The sequence below is a fragment of the Streptomyces sp. NPDC002785 genome (genome assembly GCF_040295565.1).
Lineage (GTDB): Bacteria > Actinomycetota > Actinomycetes > Streptomycetales > Streptomycetaceae > Streptomyces.
Genome location: NZ_JBEOVN010000002.1, coordinates 39,249 through 61,704 on the forward strand (window position 1 = coordinate 39,249; position 22,456 = coordinate 61,704).

A 22,456-nucleotide genomic window follows, 5' to 3' on the forward strand; every position below is an offset into this window, starting at 1 on the left:
TTCATCATCTTGACTCGTCACGGTGCGTAGTGGAAGTGCTGCTCTCCGGAAGTCGCCGGTATGAGCGACAGAGATATTCACAACGGTGGAGTTGTCCACAGTTTTTGAGCAAGATCCACACGATTTCCCGAAGCGCTGCACGGTGATTCCAGCCGCGAAGTCCGCGGGTTGTGGAATCGCCGATCTCGGAACGCTCCGAGATCACCGCGAACCGCGATGAAGGTGTAGTGAGAAGGGGGCGGAGATCGTGGCTGAATCCATCGCACGGGATCGTCTGCCGACCGCCGAAGAGCGGCGGGGCGGGCCGCTGATCGTGACCGAGGATGTGGAACTCCTCGACGACCTGTTGCGGCTGTGCGCGGCCGCCGGAGCGGAACCAGAAGTTCATCACTCATTGCCCGAACGCAGAGGCAGCTGGGAGCAAGCCCCGATGATTCTGGTGGGGGACGATGCCGCCCAGCGGTGCCGCGGAGCGGTGCGCAGGCGCGGTGTGATGCTCGTCGGCCGGGATCAGGACGCCCCGGATGTCTGGCGCCGCGCCGTGGAGATCGGGGCCGAATATGTGCTGAGGCTGCCCGATTCGGAGGGCTGGCTCGTCGATCAGATCGCCAATGCGGCGGAAGGCGTGGGTCGGCCGGCACTCACCGTCGGGGTGATCGGCGGACGGGGCGGATCTGGCGCATCCACATTGGCCTGCGCCCTCGCAGTGACCGCGGCCAGGGCCGGACGGCGGACCATGCTGATCGACGGCGATCCGCTCGGCGGGGGCATCGATGTGCTGCTCGGCGGCGAACGGGCCGATGGGATGAGGTGGCCGGATTTCGTCCATTCCAAAGGGCGGGTCGGCGGAGGCGCACTGGAGGAGTCCTTGCCCGCACTGCACGGTCTGCGGGTGCTCAGCTGGGGCCGCGACGACTGGGTGGCTATCCCGCCTCAGGCCATACAGGCCGTGCTGGCCGCCGCGCGCAGGCTCGGCGGGGTGGTGGTCGTCGATCTGCCGCGCCGGGTCGATGAGTCGGTGGCCGAGGCGCTCGCACAGCTGGACCTCGGGCTGTTGGTGGTCCCGGGAGAGCTTCGTGCAGTCGCGGCGGCGAAGCGGGTGGCGTCGATGGCCGGGATGGTTCTGGACGACCTGCGGGTGGTGGCCCGCGGCCCGTACGCGGCGGGCCTCGACGAACGGTGGGTGGCGCAGGCGCTGGGGCTGCCGCTTGCCGGTGAACTTCCGCTCGAGGCAGGGCTGCTGGCCGCCCAGGACGGCGGTGCACCGCCCGGCGGCAGTGCGCGCGGCCCACTGGCCAGGTTCTGCACGGCGTTCTGGGAGCGGGCGCTCGCCCCGATGGGTGCAGGTGGACGCGCCGGTGGGGGTGCGTCATGACCGAGACGCTGCTCGACGCCGTACGGCAGCGACTGGCGCAGAGTGGTGCGGCGCCGACCCCGGCCGGGGTCGCGGCGGCTCTTCGGGCCCAGGGGCGACTGCTTGGCGATGCCGAAGTGCTCGGTGCGGCCGATGAGTTGCGGGGCGAGCTGGTCGGGACCGGGGTGCTGGAACCGCTGCTCGCCGATCCAGCCGTGACGGATGTCCTGGTCTCTGCGCCGGACCGGGTGTGGGTGGACCGGGGCGGCGGGCTCGAACTCACCGGGGTGACCTTTCCGGACGTCGCCGCGGTGCGCAGGCTGGCGCAGCGGTTGGCGGCCGTGGCGGGGCGGCGGCTGGACGACGCCCAGCCCTGGGTGGACGCGCGGCTACCGGACGGCACCCGTATGCATGCTGTGCTGCCGCCGGTGTCGGTCGGCTCGACATGTCTGTCGCTGCGGGTGGTGCGGCCCAGGGCCTTCTCGCTGACGGAGCTGGTCGCGGCGCGGACCGTGCCGCCGGACGGTGACCGGGTGCTGAGGGCGTTGGTGGAAGCCCGGGTCTCGTATTTGATCAGTGGGGGGACGGGGGCCGGGAAGACGACCCTCTTGTCGAGCCTGCTGGGTGCGGTCGGGGCGCGTGAGCGAATCGTGCTCGCCGAGGACTCGGCGGAGCTGCGGCCGGACCACCCGCATGTGGTGCGCCTGGAGTCGCGCCCTGCCAACCAGGAGGGGGTGGGGCGAGTGACCCTGAGGGACCTGGTGCGGCAGGCGTTGCGGATGCGGCCCGACCGGCTGGTGGTCGGGGAGGTGCGGGGCGCCGAGGTCACCGAACTGCTGGCCGCGCTGAACACTGGCCACGAGGGCGGCTGCGGCGTATTGACCGAACTAACTCGTACGTCTTCGCAGGTCAGGCACTGTTTCTGCTAGCTTCCGTTCATGGCCGGTGAGCAACGTCCCGGAAGGGATCTGAGGAACTTCGTCCTGCCTGAAATAGGCAAATTGCTGGAGACAGGAGATCCCTGGGAGCCCTACCGACTGCTGGACCTGTTCGGGAGACCGGTCGAGCCGACAGTCGTCTACTTCAAGGACCTGCTGGCCGGCCCTTACTCGCCATTGACCCCACGCTCTTACGGCATGGACCTGCTCCGGTGGTGGCGCTACCTGTGGGCCTTCGAGATCGAGTGGGACCGCGCGACCCGCGAGGACGCCCGGGACTTCACCCTGTGGATGAAGCTGGCGGACAAGCCGGTACGCGTCCACTGGCGCCACCGCGGAAAGGACTCGTCTGAGATCCCCGCACCGTCCCGGAAAGGCGGGCCGGCGCCGGGAACTCCGAACCCGGTGACGGGCAAGCCCACGATCGGCAAGAAGTACGCCCCCACCACCCGGGCCCACTTCGAGACGGTTATCTGTAGGTGTTGTAGGGCGTGAGGCACGTACGAAGCGCGTGCCCAACTCTACGTCACTGAAAGGTATCTAATAGGTGACTGTCACATCTGTTACGTTCACCGGTATGCAGGCATTCAAGGCCGAACGTGCCGTGTCCCCCGGCGACGAGTCAGTGGCATGGGTGGTCGTCTCCGACTCCTACGAGCTCCACCAGGAGGCGTCGGCGTACTTGGCGTCGCTGCGGGCCCGGGACTGCTCGCCGAACACGGAGCGGGTGTACGCGGGCAGGGTCGCCCTGTACCTGTCGCACTGCGTTGCGAACGGCCTGGACTGGGCCGCGCCGGGGTTCGTCGCACTGACTCGGTTCCTGCACTGGTTGGTGAAGGAGCCTCTGCCGCTCCGGGGTCCGCGGTCCAGTGCGACGCCGCGCTACCGGGACAAGGCCACGGCGAACCAGATCCTGACGACGGTGGGCGAGTTCCTGAGGTTCTGCGTCCCCTTCGGCTGGGTGGCACCAGCGACGGCGTCGATGCTGTCCGAGACCAAGTACTTGTCGTTTCTGCCGCCCGGCTACAGCCCTGGCGAGGGCGGGCAGTTCCGCTCGGTAGAGGCCAAGACCATCAAGTTCCGGGTGGCGTTGCCGGGCTACGACTGGTTGAGCGATGAGCAGTTCGCGCAGTTGCTCGCCCTGACCGTCCGGGCACGAGACCGGTTCCTGGTCTATCTGCTGGGGGCGACGGGGATGCGGATCGGGGAGGCGCTGGGGCTGCACCGCCAGGACATGCACCTGCTGCCGGACTCATCAGGGCTGGGCTGCCACGTCTCCGGCGGGCACGTGCACGTGCGGCGGCGGATGAACAGCAACGGGGCCCTGGCGAAGGCCCGCAGCCCGCGGTGGATCCCGGTCGATTCGGACGTGGCGGGCCTTTATGCCGAGTACGTCTACGAGCGGGACCAGGTCCCGCAGGCCGCCGAGAGCGAGATGGTGTTCGTCAACCTCTTCCGGGCCCCGCTGGGGCAGCCGATGAAGTACCCCAACGTCAAGGACCTGTTCGACCGGCTGGCCGTCAAAGCCGGCTTCGCCGCCCGCCCGCACATGCTCCGCCACTCCGCCGCCACGCGGTGGAAGCGAAGCGGGACTCCGGATGACGTGATCCAGAACCTTATGGGACACGTCTCCCCTTCCTCGATGGCCCCCTACATCCACGCCACCGACACCGACAAGCGCGAGGCCGTCGAACGGCTCACCGCCCTGCGGAAGGACCGCGCATGACCAGCACTCTGGCGCTGGTCGAGCGCATCACGCCGGTCCCGGCGCAGAGCGATGCCAGGTTGGAGGAGTGGCGAACCTACCTCGCGGGGCGCATCGACCCCGACTGGCGTCCGAACGAGTGGGACATGGCCCTGTGGCTGTTCACCGGCGACGTCGACAACCCCCGCACCGTCGCCTACAGGTGCCGCACCCCCGAGTGCCCGCGGGTGAATGCTGCACCCAACATGAGGTGCAGGAGTTGCGAGAAGGCACTCGCACGCGCAGGGCTGAGCTCGGAGGAGTTCGACGCCGCCTACACTCCCAGTACGAGGCTCCAGGCTTACAAGCCCCTCACCCAATGTGCAGCCGGTCCTGAGGATGGTCGGTGCCAACGGCGAGTCGCGGTCCGCGGCCTCTGCAGGTCCCACTACAGCCTGTGGGTCGCGGTGTTCAAGCGACAGAGGCTGGAGGACTCCGACGAAAACATGGCTACGTGGGCGGCTACCACGCCGGGCTACGAGCCGCTGCCACCGTGCCTGGTGCTCGGCTGTTCGCCGGAATCCGCTGTCCGCGCACGCCTGTGCCCGACGCACTACTCCCGCTGGCAGGCCAGGGGGGCCGAGGCGCACGACTCGGTCGAGACCTGGGCAAGTCGCCAGGCTCCCTACATGACCGGCAACCAGATCTCCCTGGCCCCGTTGGTACCCGTGATGCGGCTCGAGGTGCTGTTCGCACTCCAGCAGCGGGACGCAGTCGGCCGGAAGCTGGATCCGCGGGCTGCCCGGTCGATCGTGTCCCAGCTCTTCGACCTGCCCAGCCTTGTCCTGGCCCCGCCGGAGAGCGTCGCTCGGGGTGCGTTCGGCCGCACCACAAGTGTCATCGCCCATGCCCAGGAAATGCTGCGTCATTTGCGTTCGGCCTTCGATGACTTCAATGGCATCGACCCCACACAGCGTGTTGTGTGGGACCTGCCGGCCCTCGGGATCGGTTCGGCGACCGGCATCCGGCCGCGCCGCAATGCAGGAACGGCGGACTTCACCGAAATCCGGCAACCGTGGCTGCAGGCGGTCATGATGCAGTGGGCCCGCAGCAGCAATCCCACTGGCGGCAAGCTGTCCACGAGAATGGCCGCCTGCATCGCGGCCTCCAGGGCCCTTGAGCTGCGGCCGGGAGGCGGCATGGACCCCGCAGCCCTGGGGTTCGCGGACATGACCGCCGTCGTTGCCGCCTTCCGCACGCTGCCCAGGAAGGACGGCCGTCCTTACAGCGAGAAGCACCGGCACACCGCGCTGTCGAGTTTCTGGCAGATCCTGGAGTTCGGCCAGCTCGCCGGAATGCTAAATACCCTTCCGGGGCTTTTCGGCCGCCATCCTGCACACCGGATCGCGTTGCCCGAGCCGAACGAAGATGAGATCGGCAAAGCCGTGCCCGAGTCGGTCATCGCCCAACTCGACCGGCAGCAGGACACGTTGGGAGATGGTCTTTCCCACGGTTCGATGCCTGCTGAAGAGGTCAAGGAGATGTGCCGCACCCTCTACGCGGTCATGCGGGACACGGGCCGCCGACCGAACGAGGTCGTCACCCTGAAGGTGGGGTGTCTGGAGTGGGTCGACGGCCACTACAACCTGATCTGGGACAACAACAAGGGCAAGCGCCTGCGGCGACGCCTGCCCATCGACATCGAGTCAGCGGAGATCATCCAACGGTGGGAACGCCGCCGCGCGGCATTGAGCGACTTCGAGCACGGTGACGGCTACCTGTTTCCTGCCGCAACGGAGCGCAAGGAGACGGGACATCTCGGTGCGGACATCCCTTCAAGGATGCTTCGCGCCTGGGTGGACGCCCTCCCGCAGTTGGATTCCGAGATCCTCGATGAAGACGGTCAACCGTTGCCGTTCGACCGGGCGTTGGTCTTCCCCTACGCCTTCCGGCACGCGTTCGCTCAACGCTGTGCGGACGCCGGGATCGCGCTGGACATCCTCAAGGATTTTTTGGATCATAAGGATCCAAAAACGACGATGGGGTACTACAAGGTCTCACTCAAGCGGAAGCGGGCAGCGGTCGAGGTGCTGCGCAAGCACGCCGTGGACCGTGGCGGACGTCCGGCGCCGATGCCGTCCAACGCCGCCTACGAGCGGAGTTCCGTGGCGGCGCCGTTCGGCGGTTGTGTTGAGCCCAGCAACGTCAAGGCCGGCGGGAAGGCATGCCCGCTCCGCTTCCGCTGCGCGGGCTGCGATTTCTACCGCCCCGACCCGTCCTACCTGCCTGTGATCGAGGATCACATTCGCACCATGAAGGCGGAACGCGAGACCGCGCAGGCGCTGGGTACTGCGGAGTGGGTGATCGGGAACATGAACGAGGAGATCGACGCCTACAAGCGCGTCGCCGCCAACATGAAGAGGAAGATCGAGGATCTGACCGCTGAGGAGCGGACCGAGATTGAAGAGGCGAGCAAGATCCTGCGCAAGACCCGCGCCTCGAACGGCCGCACCCTGCTCCCGCTGACCGTCCTCCAGCAGCCGGGCGGTGCCCAGTGAGCGGCAAGCGTGTCCCCGCCGAGGTCCTCAAGGCAGCCCGTCTCCGCGACAGCCAGACCAAGCGGACCAAAGTCCTGGCGGTACTGCACGACATGGTCGCCCGCGGGGAGCCCGTCACCTTCGCGGCCGTCGCCAAGACCGCCGGGGTGTCCAATTGGCTGGTCTACGCCGAGGGCGTCCGTGAGCACATCGACGCCGCACGTGCTCGGCAGGCCGTGCACCCGCCGAAGCCCAGCGCAGGGGCTTCCGTCAGCTCGGCGGGCTTGAAGACCGATCTGGCGCTGGCTCGCCAGGAGATCAGCGCACTGCGGGAGGAGCGGGACAAGCTCAAGGACGCCGTGCGACGACAGCTGGGGCAGCAACTCGACCAGGTCGGCACGGGCGAGCTGGTGGCACGTATCGACGAGCTCAGCCGCCAGAACGCCGAGCTGACCGCCGAGAGGGAAGCGCTGACTCGGGGCAAGGCCGAGTGGGAGGAGAAGCTTGCCGAGGCGGAGGAGGACCGGGACGCGGCTCGCGCGAGCCTGCGCAGGATGATGCGCAGGGAGAACACCAACCCGGATGCCCCCGAAGCCGGATGAGCCCTGTCATCGGGCGGAGCCGGTTCCCGCCGCCGAGTGGGAACGCCTTCGCAGAGCACCTCGTCACAATTTCTCTGAGCTGCGGTGATATCCCACAAACCGGAGCCGGTGGCGGTCTACCGGCCTGGCTCGCGGCCCGGAATCGCGGTTGCTGACCAGATCACTCCGTTACGAGCAGGCACTCGGCGAGCAGGTCGATGACGTCGTGCCAGGCGCGCTGCGCGTGCTGTGGGTGGTAGCCGACGCCGGGGACCACGGGGTGATCGACCGGCGGGTGGTGGAAGGCGTGCAAGGCGCCGCCGTAGACCACGAGGCGCCAGTCGACGCCTGCGGCCTGCATCTCGGCGGTGAACGCGTCCCGTTGCGCGGGCGGCATGATCGGGTCTTCTGACCCGACCCCGGCCCACACCGGGCAGCGAATGCGCGCCGCCTCGCCCGGTCGGCCCGTGGTAGTCGCGTTGACTGTCCCGATCGCGCGCAGGTTGACGCCATCGCGCCCGAGTTCCAGCCCGACGGCGCCCCCGGTGCCGTAGCCGACGGCGGCGATCCGGTCGGGGTCGGTCCGCGGTTCGGCGCGCAACACGTCGAGCGCCGCATGGCCGATGCCCCGCATCCGGTCGGGGTCGGCGAGCAGCGGCATGCAACGGGCCAGCATCTCCTCGGGGTCACCCAAATAGCGCCCGCCGTGAAGGTCGAAGGCCAGCGCTACGTATCCCAGCTCGGCGAGAGCATCGGCCCGGCGGCGCTCGACGTCGCTGAGCCCCATGCCCTCTGGTCCGAGCAGCACCGCGGGCCGGCGGTCGACACCGGCCGGGAGCGCGAGGTGCCCGATCATCGTCAGACCGTCGGCCGGGTACTCGACCGTGCGCGTTGTAATCGTCGTCATGAGACTGGACCGTAGTGACCGTCGAGCCCGGTCGGGCCGGTGTTCACCGCTGGCAGAACAACGCGGGTGTCCCTCTGAAATGCGGCGATAGCTCACAAGATCCGTCACAAACCCGGTTCCCGCGGGGGCATCGACGCCCAGCAACGTGCCTAACTTCCCTTAACAAGCAACAGGGGCCTGAACTGCATCAAGACTTGACAGCACTAGATAAAGACCGTGCTCCGGACTTTCTACGACTGGCACCTGGACAACCACTCCGGTGCTCTGCTGATCAACCCGTTCCCCTTGGATCGCTCGCGCCACCGCGGTCGGCGTCTGCCCAACGGCCAAGGCGAGGAACGCCGTCCAGGTGAGCGGACGAATTCACACCACAACCCGATGGACGAGTTCAAGAACGAGCGGAAGGGCCGCTACCGTCCCACCGTCCCCAAGCGGATTCCGCGGCGCATCCCCGAGGACAAGTACACCGAGGTCTTCGCCGGCCTCCGCTCGCACCGCGACCGGGCCCTGCTGGCCTTCTGGGTCTCCAACGGCGCCCGCGCAGAGGAACTCCTCAGCCCCAAGCAGGGCGACGCGAACGTCGGCCAGCAGACCATCGGCGTGATCCGCAAAGGCACAGGCGACTACCAGGAACTGCCCACCAACGTCGATGCGTTCGTTTGGCTGCGGCTCTATCAGGAAGAAGCCTGGAAGAAGGGCGTCCCACGCGGCCGCCACAGGCCGCTGTGGTGGACGCTACGGCGGCCCTGGCGGCCGCTGGAGTACGACGCGGCACGCATGATGTTCAACCGCGCCAACGCGCTCTTGGGCTCCAACTGGACCCTCCACGATCTGCGGCACACGGCGACGTTTTTGATGCTCGACGACCCGAACATGCCGCCGGTCTACGTCCAGCACATCCTCGGCCACAAGTACCTGTCGACGCTGGACATTTACAACCGTCCCTCCAAGGACGACGTCATCGCGGCAGGCATCGCTCACCACGCCCGCCAGGAGCACAAGAAGAACCATCCGCCTCCGGCGCCGGCCGCACCCGCCTACAAAACCGAGTCCCTCAACATCCTGTTTGGAGGGCCGGTACAGTGACGCAGGCCGCCTCAACCGCTGTGCTGCCGGAATTCCGCACCGTCATTTCGATGGGCAAGGAAGCGGCTGCACTGATCAAGACCTTCCCGCCCCGCCCGCAGTCGGCAACATGGCCGACTACAGCGGCCAGTCGTGAAGCGGTCCTGGACCAGCTTCGGCTTCCAGCATTTCAGTTTGGCCAACCCAACTCGCACAAAGCGCGGTTGGTCGGCGCGCGCGTGCTGCTGCAGTGGCTGGAGACGTTCCCCGGGGACAGCTGGCAGCGGCGCTGGGATGCCTGCCCGAGCTCGCCCTCTGCACAAGGCTGGGCAAGCCCAGTGCAGGCTTGGGCTCCGACCATTGGCAGGAACCCGACAGGGGCATCCCTTCGAGCCGGGATGTTGCTCCTGATCTGCGCGGATGTTATCCGGCCGAGCCTGCGTTGGCTCATGGACAACTCGTCTCGACACCTGCGGCCAAGCCTCGAATCTGTTCGCGACCCCGAGGGGTTCAGGACGTTGCTGGCGTCCCGCCCGCCGCACGAACGGGACACAAAGATGGCGTCGGAGGCGTTGAAGGCGCTGGCCCGAATCATGGCGGCCAGCGGGGGGAACGTCAGTGACATCGTCGTCGGGGATGTCCTCGCCCTGCTGCAGGAAGGACGCGACGGCACCACGGCGATCAGGCTCGCCTACGCCTGGCTCCGGGAACGGGGCCAGTTTCCCGCCAACGCTCCCGCGACTTTGCACGGGATCAAGGTCCGCAACGGGCAGTTGAGCCCCACTGAACTCGTCGACCGCTACAACCTGCAGTGCAAACCCATCCGCGATCTCATCGTCGCCTACCTGGCCGAACGCCAGACCGCAGTGGACTTCAACAGCCTGGTGCCTTTGTCCATGGCTCTCGCCAAGTTGTTCTGGGCGGACCTGGAACGACACCATCCGGGCATCGACTCCCTGCGGCTGCCCCGCGAGGTGAGTGATGCCTGGAAGGCCCGCATCGCGGTCAAGTCCGTCGCCCAGCGGAAGCCGGACGGGACGACTGTGATGATCTCCGCACCGCGGGGAAGCGCCGCCTCTGTCAAAAGCCTCGTCCGGACGTTCTACCTGGACATCGCCCAATGGGCCGTCGACGAGCCCGAACGCTGGGGCCTCTGGGCGGCACCGAGTCCGCTCACCGAAGCGGACTGCTCGGTCAAGAAGATGGAGCAGGACCAGAAGGTCAGGATGGACCGGCGAACCCGGGAGCGTCTGCCCGTCCTGCCCGCGCTGGTCCGCACGGCAAAACAGCAGTTGGACACTGCCAAGACTCGTCTCGAACTCATGGACAGCACGGCACTGGGCGCCGAGTTCACCGCGCTCGGGGAGACGTTCACCCTTCCTCTCTCCACCGGGCGGTCCGATGGAAAGCCCGCCTTCGCCATGGACGGAACCGGGCGCCGCCGCCACCTCCGGGCGGAGGAGAAGAAGGCGTTCTGGGGCTGGGCGACCGTCGAGATCCTCAGGCACACGGGCATCAGGATCGAAGAGCTCCTGGAGCTCGGACACCACAGCATCATCAGCTACAAGCTCCCCTCCACCGGAGAAGTCGTACCTTTGCTGCAAATCGCACCATCGAAGACCGACCAGGAGCGACTGCTGCTGGTCACCCCGGAACTGGCCGATGTCCTCAGCACCGTGGTCATGCGCGTTCGTGGCAAGGACGGCGCCGTTCCCCTGGTATCCAGCTACGACTCCGGCGAGCGCGTCTGGAACCCGCCCATGCCGCTTCTCTACCAGTGGCAAACGAGCGGGACGAACCGCTCGGTCTCCGAGAACGTGATCCGCGCGTCGCTCAAGGAAATGCTGGCCGCCTCCGGAATCACCGACAACTCCGGAGCACCTCTCAACTTCCAACCGCATGACTTCCGGCGAATCTTCATCACGGACTCGATCCTCAACGGGCTGCCGCCGCACATCGCCCAGGTGATCGCAGGCCACGGCAACATCAATACCACCATGGGGTATGCGGCGATCTATCCGACCGACGCGATCGAGGCACACCGGGCCTTCATCGCGCGCCGCCGCAGCCTCAGGCCCTCCGAGGAGTACCGGTCCGTCACCGCCGAGGAATGGGAGGAATTCCTCGGGCACTTCGAGCGCCGGAAGCTCGCCTTGGGCCAGTGCGGGCGCGCGTTCGGGACCGACTGCCAGCATGAACATGCCTGTGTTCGTTGTCCCGTATTGATCGTTTCGCCGGAGGAGCGACCGCGCCTCGAGGAGATCCGCGACAACCTGAGCGACCGGATCGCCGAAGCCGAACGGGAAGGTTGGCTGGGCGAAATCGAAGGCCTGCAGGTCAGCCGCGCTGGCGCCGAGGAGAAACTGGCGCACCTTGACGCTGAACAGCTCCGCCGAAAGACAGTCGATCTCGGAATCCCCACCTTCAACCAGATCGCCGCCCGCATCATGGAGGGGAACGATGAATGACCCGCCACGGACTCCCGGAGACACAGTGATCGCTGACCTTCGACGCCAGGCCGAGGCCGATGCCCTTTCGGTCGCCGCTCTTGCCTCGGAGCTGATCCGCACTCCTTCACGAGGCGGGATCGACGACTACGAACCTGTACTGACCATCGTGGGAACGTGGCTCCAGGCCAGACAGCTTCCGCACCGCCGCCTTCGCAACCCGGACGGCGACTCCGTCGCCGTCCTCATCGAGATCCCCGGCGGCCGCCCCGGCCCCACCTGGGTTCTCGACGCCTGCCTCGACACCGCCCCATTCGGCGACGAGGCCGCATGGAGCTTCGCGCCGACCGTCGGCGACGTGACGCCCGCCGGAATCCTGCGGGGCCGCGGAGCGTCCGACTCCAAGTCCGCAGCGGCCATCTTCTGCCACATCGCCGACGCCGTCAGCCGCCAGGCCAGCCAACTCGCAGGCACCCTAGTGGTGTTGCTCGACGTCGACGAACACACTGGCAACTTCGGCGGGGCGGTCGCCCTCATGCAGGCCATCGACCCCACCTCCATCGCCGGGGCAATGATCGGCTACCCCGGACACGAAGAGGTCGTAATCGGCGGCCGCGGCGTCTACCGCGCCCGGCTCCATGTTCATGGCACAGCCGGCCATTCCGGATCTTCCAAGCCGAGCCCTTCGAACGCCATCAGCCGGGCGGCTCGCCTGGTGACCCTGCTGGAGAACCAGCCGCTGCCAGCCCCGGCCCCAGCCGGTTTCCCGCAGCCGCCCAAACTGACCGTCACCGAGTTCCATGGCGGAGAGGGCTTCACCGCGGTCCCCGACCACGCCGTCATCGGTATCGATATCCGCCTCACCGACGTCCTCGACGCGAACGCCGCCGAGGCAATCATCCGCAAGACAGCCGCTCAGCTTGACGCACAGCTTCCCGCCTCCCGCCCCACCGAGCTCACGAGCGTCCTGTCCTGGCCGCCCTTCCGACTCGACCCCACCGAACAGCCCGCCGCCGCCCTCCTCGAAGGCGCCATCGCAGCCGGGATCATTCCCCAGACCAAGGTCGCGGGCCCATCGAATATCGGGAACCTCTTCGCCACCCAGAAGATCGCTACGACTGCCGGATTCGGCCTTCCATACACGGGTCTGCACGGGACCGATGAACAAGCCGACCTCTCCGCACTTCCCGCAGTCCAGGCCGCCTACCACCATGCAGTACTCACCCTGATGGACCTGCAGGCTTGATGTCCTGCGGGCCAGAACCGATCCTCAGACATCTCCTTGATCAAGCCTGAGACGAGTCCGCGTCGCCGCCTACGGGCGGGCTGTCCTGCTCGTCCTCGTGCTTCGAGCGAGACCTGCGAATCTCAACTCGCCTCTCAGCCGCAGGTCCAGTAGGTCGGCCCGAGCGGGCCGGCTGCCACCCGCCACTGGCCGAAAGGAGGACAGCGCAGCCGGCCGGTCGGGAATCAGGGCAGCCCGGGCGTCCCGATCGTGCTCGCCGAAGAAAAGATCATTAGCTTGCTTCCAGTAGCTGGTGGACGCGCTCACCTACGCGCATGAAAGTCTGCCTGCCTGCCCCTCCCGTTCGCGAGATGATGCCCGTGGGAGCCGCCTCCTTGAGTGCGGCCAACCCTCGAACCGGGAGAAGCACATGGCAATTGATCAGAAACTCATGGGGTTCTCGTCCAGGACGTAGCGGACGTGCGGGCCGCCGAAGTAGCCGCGGATGATGTGTGGCTGGCGCTGGCGTCGGCGGAAGAAGCGGCGGGTCTCGGCGGCGAGTTCGGTCTGTTTCCGGGCTCGGTGCTGCTTGGGCAGGCTGTGCTTGAGGTCGGCGTTGACCAACTCGTCGGGGTTCAGCTCGGGCGAGTAGGCGGGGAGGAAGTGCAGCTCGACTGCTTCGGGGTGGGCGGCAAGCCAGTCGCGGACCTTCTTGGAACGGTGGGCGGAGTGCCCGTCGACCACGAGATGGACCTTGTGGTCGAAGTGGCCGGCGAGCCGGTCGAGGAAGCGGCACATCACCTCGGCGGTGAAGCTCTCGGTGAAGACCATGAAGTGCATCCGGCCCTGGTGCTGATCGCGGACATCGCGTTAACCGAGAACCGGTTCCCGCTCCGCCGCACGACGGGAGTCTTCCCCTTCTCGCCCCAGGTGCGGCCGGTGACCTGGTCGGAGCGGATGCCGACCTGGTCGGCGAAGAGGATCTCACCGCCGTCGGCCTTCGCCTTCGCGCGGATCTTCGGCCAGGTCTCCTGATGCCAGCGCGCCACGGCCTCCGGGTCCTGCTCGACGGCCCGCTTGTCCGGCCGCTGGAACGACAGCCCCCACCGCTTCAGGTACTTGCCCACCCCCGGTTCAGTCAGCCTCACCCGGTACAGCTTCGCGATCAGGTCACCGATCAGCCGCCGCGTCCACAACTGCCCGCTCAGCCCCACGTCGCAGGGCCGATGGTCGAGGACCGCCTGCCGCACGGCGGCCTGCTCGGCCTCCCCGAGCACCTGATGCACCCCGACTGGCTTGCCGCGCGGCTGCATGACCAGCGCCTCCCGACCGCCGGCCTGCCACTTCGCCCACCAGATGTCGACCGCCTTCAGCGACACCCCGAACACCGCCGTCACGTCCTCACGACCCCGCCCCGCCACCAACGCGGCCACCGCCCGCAGACGCAAGGCCTCCTGAGCCGACGGCGACAGATGCCGCGCGTCCCCCACCAGATCGCTCACACCCAGCTCAACGACCCAGAATCACAAGCGTTTCGGATCAATAGCTCAGGAGACGCTCAAACAGCCCACGGCACGTCAGATAGGTCGGCATCATTGGTGGATGCTGACAACAGGACGGCGCCGCGAGCGGCGCAAGTGGCAGGCTGTAGCCGCCGCCTGCGTGTTGCTAATCTTGGCCAGCCTGACCTTCACCATATGGGCCATCGTCACAGGCAAGGAGCACGAGCCTCCCGATACTGCAACCCTTCTGGGTGTCCCGATAGGCGTGATCGGTCTGATGATCGCAGTCGTCGCGATGCGTAAGCCGGTCGAGGACAACGGTGCCCAACTCGCACGTGCCTGCGCTGTCGGGCTCGCCAGGCAAGTCAGGGACGGGGAAAGCCAGGTGTGGTTGCAGTTGCTTGGTGCCGATACCCGGCGCATCAACCTCACCTACGTACTGCAGTCCACAACCACGCGGGTCGCGATGGCTCCGCCAGCCGGACGAACCTTCACCAAAGGGCCCGCAACCGTGCCCGATGTACGTGAGTACTTCCAAGCCACTGAGCCCCGGCGTCTGGTCATTACTGGGGCCGCCGGAGCGGGAAAGACCGTCCTGGCCCTGGAACTCATGATCGCTCTCATAGACCACCGTTCCGAGGACGATCCTGTTCCGATCCGGATCTCGCTCGCTCAGTGGGATACCGACCAGCCCTTGAGCACCTTGCTAATGCAGCGTCTGACCGAGGCCTATGAACTGTCTTCCAAGGAGGCCGCCGGACTGATCGCTCATGGAATGGTGCTGCCAGTCCTGGACGGACTGGACGAGATGGACCCCCTCGCGAATGGCACCCCGAACCCAGAAGCGCCCCGCGCCCGCGCGGCTCTGAATGAGCTCAACCGCTACCAGGACGGCCTGAAGGCGGGCCCTGTCGTACTGACCTGCCGAACCGGGCACTACGACGCACTCGCCCTCTCCCCTAACTCACGGCTGCTCGACGCTGCCCGCGTCGCCATCGCTCCCATCGACACCCACCGCGCCATCGACTACCTCCGTAGCCGGATCCTGGACGCACCCCGCTGGCAGCCCTTGATCGATCAGCTCGACACGCAGCCCGCCAGCCCACTCGCTGCCATCCTGTCCACGCCCTGGCGGCTGTGTCTGACCGCCACCGTCTACCACCACGAAGGCGACCCGTCAGACCTCCTCCACCACGCCGACGGGCACGACCTCGACCAGTACCTTCTGAGTCGATACCTTCGCGCCACCATCACCAACTCCCACGCCCCCCATCGCTACCAACCCGACGACGTTCACCGCTGGCTCAACCACCTCACGAGCCACCTCGCAGGCACTCCCACAAGGGCCCCGGCCACCGACATCACCCTCCACCACCTTTGGCCCCTCGCTGGCACCACCCGCGTCCGCATCACGGACTTCGCTGTCACCGTCATCCCCTTCGCGTTTGTCGAGATCTTCTTCGTCAAACGGGCCCCCGGGCCCCTCATCTCCTTCGCATTCATTGCGGTGCTCGCTTGCTTCGCGGTCTTCCGCCCGACACCCCAGCCCAACCGCCTACGTGTTAGCTGGGGAAGACCCGGACGCCGGTCCGCTCGCCGGTTCTGGGCCAAGTTCAAAATCTGGTTGACCGTCACCTTCGCTAGCCTGACACTCGCGATGTTGGCCATCGACCATGTTTCATCCGGGAGCGCTCACACACCTGTGACCGAAGTTGGACTTCTCTCTCTCCTATATGGGCTTATGGCTGGCACCGTCTCGGGCTTGATGGAGGGGTTGGCAGGCGGATTCGCGACTGGGTTCAAGACCTGGTTCAGAGCCTGGTTTGCGATCGGTCTATTGGTCGTGGGAATCTCGGGTTGGCTGGAATTCGGGTCTCAGCTCTGGAGCCAGTCCGGGGAGAATTTTGGGCTCGGGTTCGGAACGTGCCTCATGATCGGGCTTTTCGGCGGGATCACGGGTGGATTCATCCGGGGGGTCAGAGGGGAGCCAGTTACGCTGGCACGTCCTCGGGAGATCATCCGAGGCGATATGGTCTACGGGCTCCTAATCGGACCCCTGGCCGGGCTTCTGGTCGGACTCCTACTCGGGCTCCCGGGCGGCCTTCTGCTCGCACTCATCTCCGGACCTCTGTATGGACTCAAGTCCGGACTCATATTCGTATTCACAACCTTATGTTTGCTAGGAATTGTCGTTGGGATCGCAACCGGGTTCGCGCGCGCGGCGCGGAGGTACGGAGTATTCCTGCTGTGCTCCCGAAGCAAGCTCCCTTTCCGCCTCGGAGCGTTCCTCGACTGGGCCGTAACCGCCGGCCTTCTTCGTTACAGCGGGCCCGGCTACCAGTTCCGCCACCGCGAACTTCAGCAGTGGTTCGCCGATAACCCTAGCCCTCTCCCTCGCTATTGAACTCCGACCTCATGGCTCGCCTGTCGCGCCCCGTTATCCCTTTCGCGGTCCTGCAACGGGGCCGCTGGCCTCCGGGTCCGATATGACTGAGCCTTTTCCATCTTGATCAAGTGGTGAGTTCGAGGGCGACGACGGCCCGGACGACGGCGCAGCTACTGCAATTGGGACCGCCATCGGCGACCTCTGCGGTGCGGTTGGCGGAGTCCCGACGGCTCGGCTCAACTTAGTTCGGAGAAGGGACAGTTCACGCCAATGCTGCCGAGCACGTCCCGGCCCGCCTTGAAGCATTGGGGACGGCGGCAGGACTGGACCGGACGGCACTTCACAGCCAGTTGGCGGCCGCGCTGTCGGTGGTGGTCCATCTCGTACGGGACCGGGCCGGGCAACGGCGGATCGCCGAGGTGCAGGTCCTGGAGCGGGATGCGGCTGGGCTGGTGGTGACCGTGCCGGCGCTGCGTTGGGGTGCCGACGGATTTGTGCAGGAGCGGGGCTGGGAACGGCTGCGGTCGCTGATCGGGGGTGCGTTGTGACCGATGGCGCGACGGTGGGTCTGTCGGCTGGTGCGAACTGTGCGGCGGTCTTGTGCGTCGGGGTGGCGGCCTGGCTGGTGGTGGTGCAGGACCAGGGGCGTCGGCGAGCGCGGGTGTTGTTCGTCGACGGGGTGGTGGAGTCGCCGTTGCGTGAGCGCTGGGAGCGCATTCGGGCGTGGTTCCAGGAGCGGTTGCGGGCGCGGCGGGAGTGGCTCTGTCTGCCGGTGGCGCTGACCATCGCCGTGCTGGGGGAATCCGTGCTGCCGGTGCTGGCGGTGGCAGTAGCGGTGCCGCTGGTGCGGCGGTGGCTGCGGAGACGGGCCCTGACGCAGGAGCGGGAACGCCGGGCCGATGGGGTGGTGGCGCTGTGCGGTGCCGTCGTGGGTGAGCTGCGGGCCGGGCACGAGCCGGGGCAGGCGTTGCTCGTCGCTGTCCGAGGGACCGGGGTGATGGGAAAGGCGGAGGCCGGTGTGTCCGCCGCCGCGCGGTTCGGCGGCGATGTGCCGGGGGCGCTCAGGCAGGCGGCTCGGGAGCCGGGTCTGGACGGGCTTGCCGGGGTGGCGGCCTGCTGGCGGGTGGCTGTGGACGGCGGGGCCGGGCTCGCGGCGGGCCTGGACCGCCTGGAGGGGGCGCTGCGGGCAGAGCGGCGCAGACGGGAGGAGTTGCGGGCCCAACTGGCCGGTGCCTGGTCGACGGTGGCTGTGCTGGCTCTGCTGCCGGTGCTGGGCCTGGGGCTGGGAGCGGCGCTCGGAGCCGATCCACTGCGGGTGCTGCTGCACACGCCCGCCGGGCTGGTCTGTCTGGTGGCGGGTGGGTTGCTGGAGGCGGCCGGGCTTTGTTGGGCCGGCCGGATCGTACGGGCGGGGGAGGCGGCATGAACGGGGTCACCGGCGAAGGCGCCCACCGGGCGGCGGCAGTCTGGGCGGTTCTGGGCATGACCGCGTATCTGGCCCTTGCGCTGGCGGGACGGCGGCGGAGGCGGACGGTACGCCGTCGGGGTGCGGTGCTGCTGGCCATCGGCCCGGAGAAGCGTCGGCGCGGGCGGACGGTGCACGGCGCACGAGTGAAGGAATGGATCGCGCCGCTGGGCGCTGTGGCGATCGGCTGGGTCCTGATCGGTGGCCTGCCGGGGTTCGCGGCCGGGCCGGCAGGGGCGTACGGAGTCTGGAGGTGGCAGCGGGCGCGGCGCAGCCGCGAACCGGGCGCCGGTGCTGCGGAAGCGACGCAGGTCGTACGTCAACTTCCTTTGGTGGCGGACCTCTTGGCGGCCTGCATTTCGGCCGGAGCCGGGCCCCGAGAGGCAGCGGAGGCGGTGGGGGAGTCGATGGGCGGACCGGTCGGCGTGCGTCTGGCGCAGACGGCGGCGGAGATCCGGCTCGGTGGTGAACCTGCAGTGGCCTGGGGGCGCTTCGGGGAGATACCGGGCGCGGGGGCGCTGTCCCGCTGCCTGGACCGGGCGGGATCGACCGGGGCTCCGGCGGCGGAGCCGGTGGCGCGGCTGGCCGAGGCGATGCGGGCGGAGCGGGCGAGCGCGGCCGTGGCGCGCGCCCAGCGGGCAGGCGTGCTGATCACCGCACCGGTCGGGCTCTGCTTTCTGCCCGCTTTCCTGGCGGTCGGAGTGGCGCCGGTGGTGATCGGTCTGGCGACCGGCCTGCTTCACGCCGGATGACAGAAAATTTCTGGCGAGTATCTATTCGATATGAATTACGCATTTCACGGGGGTTGAAATGGTGCAGCGAATCAGGGGCTGGGTGCGGAGTATGGTGCGCCGAGTCCGGTCGGACAACGGAATGACGACATCCGAATATGCGGTGGGGACTATCGCGGCCTGTGCGTTCGCGGCGGTTCTCTACAAGGTGGTCACCAGCCAGCCGGTCATGTCCGCACTGCAGTCACTGCTCAAGGAAGCGCTCGATGCGAAGTTCTAGGAGCTGTTCCGGGGCACGCGCCGGAGGTCGTTCCGGGACCGTGTGCGGGGGCGGAGACCGGGGTGCGGTGACGGCGGAAGCGGCCATGGCGATTCCGGTGCTGGTGGTGTTCGCCCTGGCGCTGGTCTGGGCGTTGATGGCCGTCTCCGCCCAGATCCGGTGCGTGGACGCGGCCAGGGCCGGGGCGAGGGCGGCGGCCCGCTCGGAACCGGAGGCGCAGGTGCTGGAAGCCACTCGTTCGGCGGCACCCGGCGGGGCCGAAGTCGCGATGGAGCGGGCGGGGGAACTGTGGCGGGTACGAGTGGCCGCACCGACGCCCGGACCCGGCCCACTGGCCCTCGAGCTCCATGCGGAGGCGGCAGCACTGGCTGAGGACACGGTGGGGGTGACGCCGTGACCGGGACAGGAGGGGGAGCCCGGAAGGCCGTCCATGGGTGGCTGCACAGGAGCTGGGATCGTGGGCGGAATCGAGGGCGGGGTCCGGACCGGGACAGAGGCCTGGCGACGGTGTGGGTGGCGATGACCACGGCCGCGTTGTGCGCGGTGTTCGCGGTCGTGCTGGCGCTCGGACAGGTAGTGGTCGTTCGGCATCGGGCCGGCGGTGCGGCGGACCTGGCAGCTCTGGCCGCGGCCGACCGGGCCCTGCAAGGGCCCGAGGAGGCGTGCGGGGCGGCCGTGGAGGTGGCTGCGGCGCAGGGGGCGGTGGTGGTGCGGTGCACGGTGCGCGGGGAGATCGCCGATGTGACGGCCCGGGTGAGTTCCGGGCCGTACGAACCGGCGGTCAGGTCCCGGGCCGGCCCTCCGGCGGCTGCTCCCGGCTTTCCGGAGCCACCGCCTCCGACGGCTCCGGAGAGCTCGGCTCCCCGGGGTCCGGCGGCGCGGACCGGAGGAGTTCGCTGAGGAGGCGCACGGCGCCCCGTTTGTGCAGCGGATCGTTGCCGTTGCCGCACTTGGGGGACTGGATGCAGGACGGGCAGCCCGCCTCGCATTCGCAGGACGCGATGGCCTGGCGGGTCGCGGTCAGCCACGTACGGGCGGTGTGGAAGGCCCGCTCGGCGAATCCGGCACCCCCCGGATGACCGTCGTACACGAAGACCGTGGGCAGCAGGGTGTCCGGGTGCAACGGCACGGAGACGCCACCGATGTCCCATCGGTCGCAGGTGGCGAAGAGCGGCAGCATCCCGATCGACGCGTGCTCCGCGGCGTGCAGGGCGCCGCCCAGGATCTCCGGGTTGATACGGGCGGCGTCGAGCTGGTCCTGCGTGACCGTCCACCACACGGCGCGCGTGCGCAGAGTGCGGGGCGGCAGATCCAGCTTGGTCTCGCCGAGGACCTCGCCGGTGATCATTTTGCGACGCAGGAAGGAGACAACCTGGTTGGTGACTTCCACGGAGCCGTAGCAGAGCCGGCCGTCACCCCACGGGATCTCGGTATCGGTTTCCAGGATGGCGATGGCGGTGGTGTCGCGCGCGGTCGTCGAGTACGGCGGGTTGGCCTCTTCGACCAGGGCCACCGAGTCCTCCAGATCCAGCTTCCGGATCAGATAGGTGCGGCCTTGGTGGAGGTGGACGGCACCTTCGTGGACGGCAGTGTGCGCGGCCGATTCGTCGACGGTGCCCAGAAGTCGGCCGGTGCCCTCCTCGACGATCTGGACGGGGCGGCCGCCCTCGCCGCGGATATCGGTGAGATCGGCGGCGCGCTCACGGCGGGTCCAGTGCCAGCCCGATGCCCGTTTGCGCAGCAGTTTCGCGGCCTCCAGCTGCGGCAGCAGTTCGGCCACGGCGGGACCGAAGAGCTCCAGGTCGGGCTCGGTGAGAGGGAGCTCCGCAGCGGCGGCACACAGGTGTGGGGCGAGGACGTACGGGTTGTCCGGGTCGAGAACGGTCGACTCCACGGGCTGCTGGAACAGTGCCTCGGGATGGTGGACGAGGAAGGTGTCCAGCGGGTCGTCGCGGGCCACCAGGATGGCCAGGGCGCCCTGGCCGGAGCGTCCGGCGCGGCCTGCCTGCTGCCACAGCGACGCCCTGGTACCGGGATAGCCGGCGATGACGACGGCGTCCAGGCCGGAAACGTCGACGCCGAGTTCGAGGGCGGTGGTGGCGGCCAGGCCGAGCAGTCGGCCGGAGTGCAGGGCGCGCTCCAGGGCGCGGCGTTCCTCGGGGAGATAACCCCCGCGGTAGGCGGCGACCCGGGCGGGCAGGGAGCGGTCCACCTCGGCGAGGCGTTCCTTGGCGATGACGGAGATCAGTTCGGCGCCGCGCCGAGAGCGTACGAAGGCGACCGAGCGCACGCCCTGGACGGTCAGATCGGTGAGGAGGTCGGCGGTCTCGGCAGTGGCGGTGCGGCGGACGGGTGCGCCCTTCTCGCCGTGCAGCTCGGTCAGGGGCGGCTCCCACAGGGCGAAGACCATTTCGCCGCGCGGCGAGGCGTCGTCGGCGACCTCCCTGACCGGGAGACCGGTGAGGCGGCCCGCCGCGACGGAGGGTTCCGCCGCGGTGGCCGAGGCGAGGAGGAAGACCGGATTCGCTCCGTAGCGGGCGCACAGGCGGCGTAGCCGGCGCACTACCTGGGCGACGTGGGAGCCGAAGACACCCCGGTAGGTGTGGCACTCGTCGATGACGACAAAGCGCAGGGCGCGCAGGAAGGAGGACCAGCGGGGGTGGGACGGGAGGATCCCGCGGTGCAGCATGTCGGGGTTGGTCAGGACGTAGTTGGCGTACTGGCGCACCCACTCGCGTTCCTCGACCGGGGTGTCGCCGTCGTAGACCGCGGGCCTGATGGCGCTGCCGAGCGGTGCCGCGAGTTCCTTCACCGCACGCCTCTGATCAGCGGCCAGGGCCTTGGTTGGGGCGAGATACAGGGCGGTCGCGCCGCGGCCGTTCGGGGCCTCGGAGCCGTCGAGCAGGGCGGTGAGCACCGGGGCGAGGTAGGCGAGCGACTTGCCGGACGCCGTGCCGGTGGCGATGACCACGGATTCGCCGTCCATGGCGTGCTCGGCGGCGGCCGCCTGGTGCGCCCAGGGGTGGTCGATTCCGGCTTTCTGGATCGCGGCGATCACTTCTGGACGGATGCGATCGGGCCAGATGGCATGGGTTCCCGTACGCGGGGGCAAGTGCTCCGTATGAGTGATGTGCGCGGACCGGCCCGCCGCTGCGGCGAGCCGGTCGAGGACCATGGCGGGAGAGGGGCGGGAGTCCCTGTTCTCGGGTGGTCGACTGGGGCGGTGATTCTTGGCCATCGACACCGAGTGTGTCACCGGTGTGACGGACAATGGTCCCAAGGCGTCGTGCATGGCTGCTGGTAAGTGATTGAATGCCATCGCGGCTGGCGATCCGTCCCCTGGCTCCGCCGGGG

General features: G+C 68.2%; 16 protein-coding genes and 3 pseudogenes. 16 read left to right on the forward strand and 3 right to left on the reverse strand.

Features of this window, described 5'->3' with window-relative positions:
* Positions 1–313: 313 nt before the first annotated feature.
* The 6 genes and pseudogenes from ssd to ABTZ94_RS01060 all read left to right on the forward strand — a co-directional run bounded on the left by ssd (position 314) and on the right by ABTZ94_RS01060 (position 7,115).
* On the forward strand, positions 314–1,375 hold the full coding sequence (gene ssd / locus ABTZ94_RS01035) for a septum site-determining protein Ssd (RefSeq protein WP_351196329.1): 1,062 nt from the start codon (positions 314–316) through the stop codon (positions 1,373–1,375).
* Positions 1,372–2,235, forward strand: a pseudogene (locus tag ABTZ94_RS01040) (TadA family conjugal transfer-associated ATPase); the annotation flags it as partial. The gene ssd and the pseudogene ABTZ94_RS01040, both read left to right, overlap by 4 nt.
* Before the next feature lie 57 nt (positions 2,236–2,292).
* Complete coding sequence (locus ABTZ94_RS01045; protein ID WP_351196200.1) at positions 2,293–2,787, forward strand: hypothetical protein; 495 nt, start codon at positions 2,293–2,295, stop codon at positions 2,785–2,787.
* A gap of 82 nt (positions 2,788–2,869) precedes the next feature.
* Positions 2,870–4,018, forward strand: a complete 1,149-nt coding sequence (locus ABTZ94_RS01050; RefSeq protein ID WP_351196202.1) for a tyrosine-type recombinase/integrase — start codon at positions 2,870–2,872, stop codon at positions 4,016–4,018.
* A 770-nt stretch (positions 4,019–4,788) separates the two neighbouring features.
* Positions 4,789–6,534, forward strand: a complete 1,746-nt coding sequence (locus ABTZ94_RS01055) for a tyrosine-type recombinase/integrase (protein ID WP_351196204.1) — start codon at positions 4,789–4,791, stop codon at positions 6,532–6,534.
* Positions 6,531–7,115, forward strand: coding sequence for a DUF6262 family protein (locus ABTZ94_RS01060; RefSeq protein WP_351196206.1), 585 nt, complete (start codon positions 6,531–6,533; stop codon positions 7,113–7,115). Before ABTZ94_RS01055 ends, ABTZ94_RS01060 begins: the two co-directional genes overlap by 4 nt.
* Positions 7,116–7,275: 160 nt before the next feature.
* On the opposite strand, the gene ABTZ94_RS01065 is transcribed toward ABTZ94_RS01060, so the two are convergent.
* Positions 7,276–8,001, reverse strand: coding sequence for a dienelactone hydrolase family protein (locus ABTZ94_RS01065; RefSeq protein WP_351196208.1), 726 nt, complete (start codon positions 7,999–8,001; stop codon positions 7,276–7,278).
* A 216-nt stretch (positions 8,002–8,217) separates the two neighbouring features.
* Here ABTZ94_RS01065 and ABTZ94_RS01070 point away from each other — a divergent pair, with 216 nt between their 5' ends.
* The 3 genes from ABTZ94_RS01070 to ABTZ94_RS01080 are packed head-to-tail and all read left to right on the forward strand — an operon-like array spanning position 8,218 to position 12,759.
* Positions 8,218–9,087, forward strand: coding sequence for a tyrosine-type recombinase/integrase (locus ABTZ94_RS01070; protein WP_351196210.1), 870 nt, complete (start codon positions 8,218–8,220; stop codon positions 9,085–9,087).
* Positions 9,084–11,534, forward strand: coding sequence for a tyrosine-type recombinase/integrase (locus tag ABTZ94_RS01075; RefSeq protein WP_351196212.1), 2,451 nt, complete (start codon positions 9,084–9,086; stop codon positions 11,532–11,534). Before ABTZ94_RS01070 ends, ABTZ94_RS01075 begins: the two co-directional genes overlap by 4 nt.
* A gap of 25 nt (positions 11,535–11,559) precedes the next feature.
* On the forward strand, positions 11,560–12,759 hold the full coding sequence (locus ABTZ94_RS01080) for a M20 family metallopeptidase (protein WP_351196214.1): 1,200 nt from the start codon (positions 11,560–11,562) through the stop codon (positions 12,757–12,759).
* A gap of 420 nt (positions 12,760–13,179) precedes the next feature.
* On the opposite strand, the pseudogene ABTZ94_RS01085 reads toward ABTZ94_RS01080, so the two are convergent.
* Positions 13,180–14,240: pseudogene (locus tag ABTZ94_RS01085) on the reverse strand (IS630 family transposase).
* Between the two features lie 100 nt (positions 14,241–14,340).
* Here ABTZ94_RS01085 and ABTZ94_RS01090 point away from each other — a divergent pair.
* The 7 genes and pseudogenes from ABTZ94_RS01090 to ABTZ94_RS01120 all read left to right on the forward strand — a co-directional run bounded on the left by ABTZ94_RS01090 (position 14,341) and on the right by ABTZ94_RS01120 (position 20,002).
* Positions 14,341–16,644 (forward strand): NACHT domain-containing protein, encoded by a 2,304-nt coding sequence (locus tag ABTZ94_RS01090; RefSeq protein WP_351196216.1) that lies wholly within the window; start codon positions 14,341–14,343, stop codon positions 16,642–16,644.
* Between the two features lie 230 nt (positions 16,645–16,874).
* Positions 16,875–17,174, forward strand: a pseudogene (locus ABTZ94_RS01095) (TadA family conjugal transfer-associated ATPase); the annotation flags it as partial.
* A complete protein-coding gene (locus ABTZ94_RS01100; RefSeq protein ID WP_351196218.1) occupies positions 17,171–18,052 on the forward strand; it encodes a type II secretion system F family protein in 882 nt (293 codons plus the stop codon). The pseudogene ABTZ94_RS01095 and the gene ABTZ94_RS01100, both read left to right, overlap by 4 nt.
* Positions 18,049–18,843, forward strand: coding sequence for a type II secretion system F family protein (locus ABTZ94_RS01105; protein ID WP_351196220.1), 795 nt, complete (start codon positions 18,049–18,051; stop codon positions 18,841–18,843). Before ABTZ94_RS01100 ends, ABTZ94_RS01105 begins: the two co-directional genes overlap by 4 nt.
* 58 nt (positions 18,844–18,901) lie before the next feature.
* A complete protein-coding gene (locus ABTZ94_RS01110) occupies positions 18,902–19,102 on the forward strand; it encodes a DUF4244 domain-containing protein (protein ID WP_351196222.1) in 201 nt (66 codons plus the stop codon).
* Positions 19,089–19,499 (forward strand): TadE family type IV pilus minor pilin, encoded by a 411-nt coding sequence (locus tag ABTZ94_RS01115; RefSeq protein ID WP_351196224.1) that lies wholly within the window; start codon positions 19,089–19,091, stop codon positions 19,497–19,499. The genes ABTZ94_RS01110 and ABTZ94_RS01115 overlap by 14 nt, the downstream gene beginning before the upstream one ends.
* A 110-nt stretch (positions 19,500–19,609) precedes the next feature.
* The gene (locus tag ABTZ94_RS01120; RefSeq protein ID WP_351196226.1) at positions 19,610–20,002 is read left to right on the forward strand and encodes an Rv3654c family TadE-like protein; all 393 of its coding nucleotides are present in this window, start codon (positions 19,610–19,612) and stop codon (positions 20,000–20,002) included.
* On the opposite strand, the gene ABTZ94_RS01125 is transcribed toward ABTZ94_RS01120, so the two are convergent.
* A complete protein-coding gene (locus ABTZ94_RS01125) occupies positions 19,884–22,421 on the reverse strand; it encodes a DEAD/DEAH box helicase (RefSeq protein WP_351196228.1) in 2,538 nt (845 codons plus the stop codon). The two genes, ABTZ94_RS01120 and ABTZ94_RS01125, sit on opposite strands and share 119 nt — an antisense overlap.
* Positions 22,422–22,456: the final 35 nt, after the last annotated feature.

Bases quoted from the DNA above. Each gene is read 5' to 3' on its own strand.
- ABTZ94_RS01045 (WP_351196200.1), top strand. From the start codon at position 2,293: ATGGCCGGTGAGCAACGTCCCGGAAGGGATCTGAGGAACTTCGTCCTG.
- ABTZ94_RS01050 (WP_351196202.1), top strand. From the start codon at position 2,870: ATGCAGGCATTCAAGGCCGAACGTGCCGTGTCCCCCGGCGACGAGTCA.
- ABTZ94_RS01065 (WP_351196208.1), bottom strand. From the start codon at position 8,001: ATGACGACGATTACAACGCGCACGGTCGAGTACCCGGCCGACGGTCTG.
- ABTZ94_RS01090 (WP_351196216.1), top strand. From the start codon at position 14,341: ATGCTGACAACAGGACGGCGCCGCGAGCGGCGCAAGTGGCAGGCTGTA.
- ABTZ94_RS01105 (WP_351196220.1), top strand. From the start codon at position 18,049: ATGAACGGGGTCACCGGCGAAGGCGCCCACCGGGCGGCGGCAGTCTGG.
- ABTZ94_RS01110 (WP_351196222.1), top strand. From the start codon at position 18,902: ATGGTGCAGCGAATCAGGGGCTGGGTGCGGAGTATGGTGCGCCGAGTC.
- ABTZ94_RS01115 (WP_351196224.1), top strand. From the start codon at position 19,089: ATGCGAAGTTCTAGGAGCTGTTCCGGGGCACGCGCCGGAGGTCGTTCC.
- ABTZ94_RS01125 (WP_351196228.1), bottom strand. From the start codon at position 22,421: ATGGCATTCAATCACTTACCAGCAGCCATGCACGACGCCTTGGGACCA.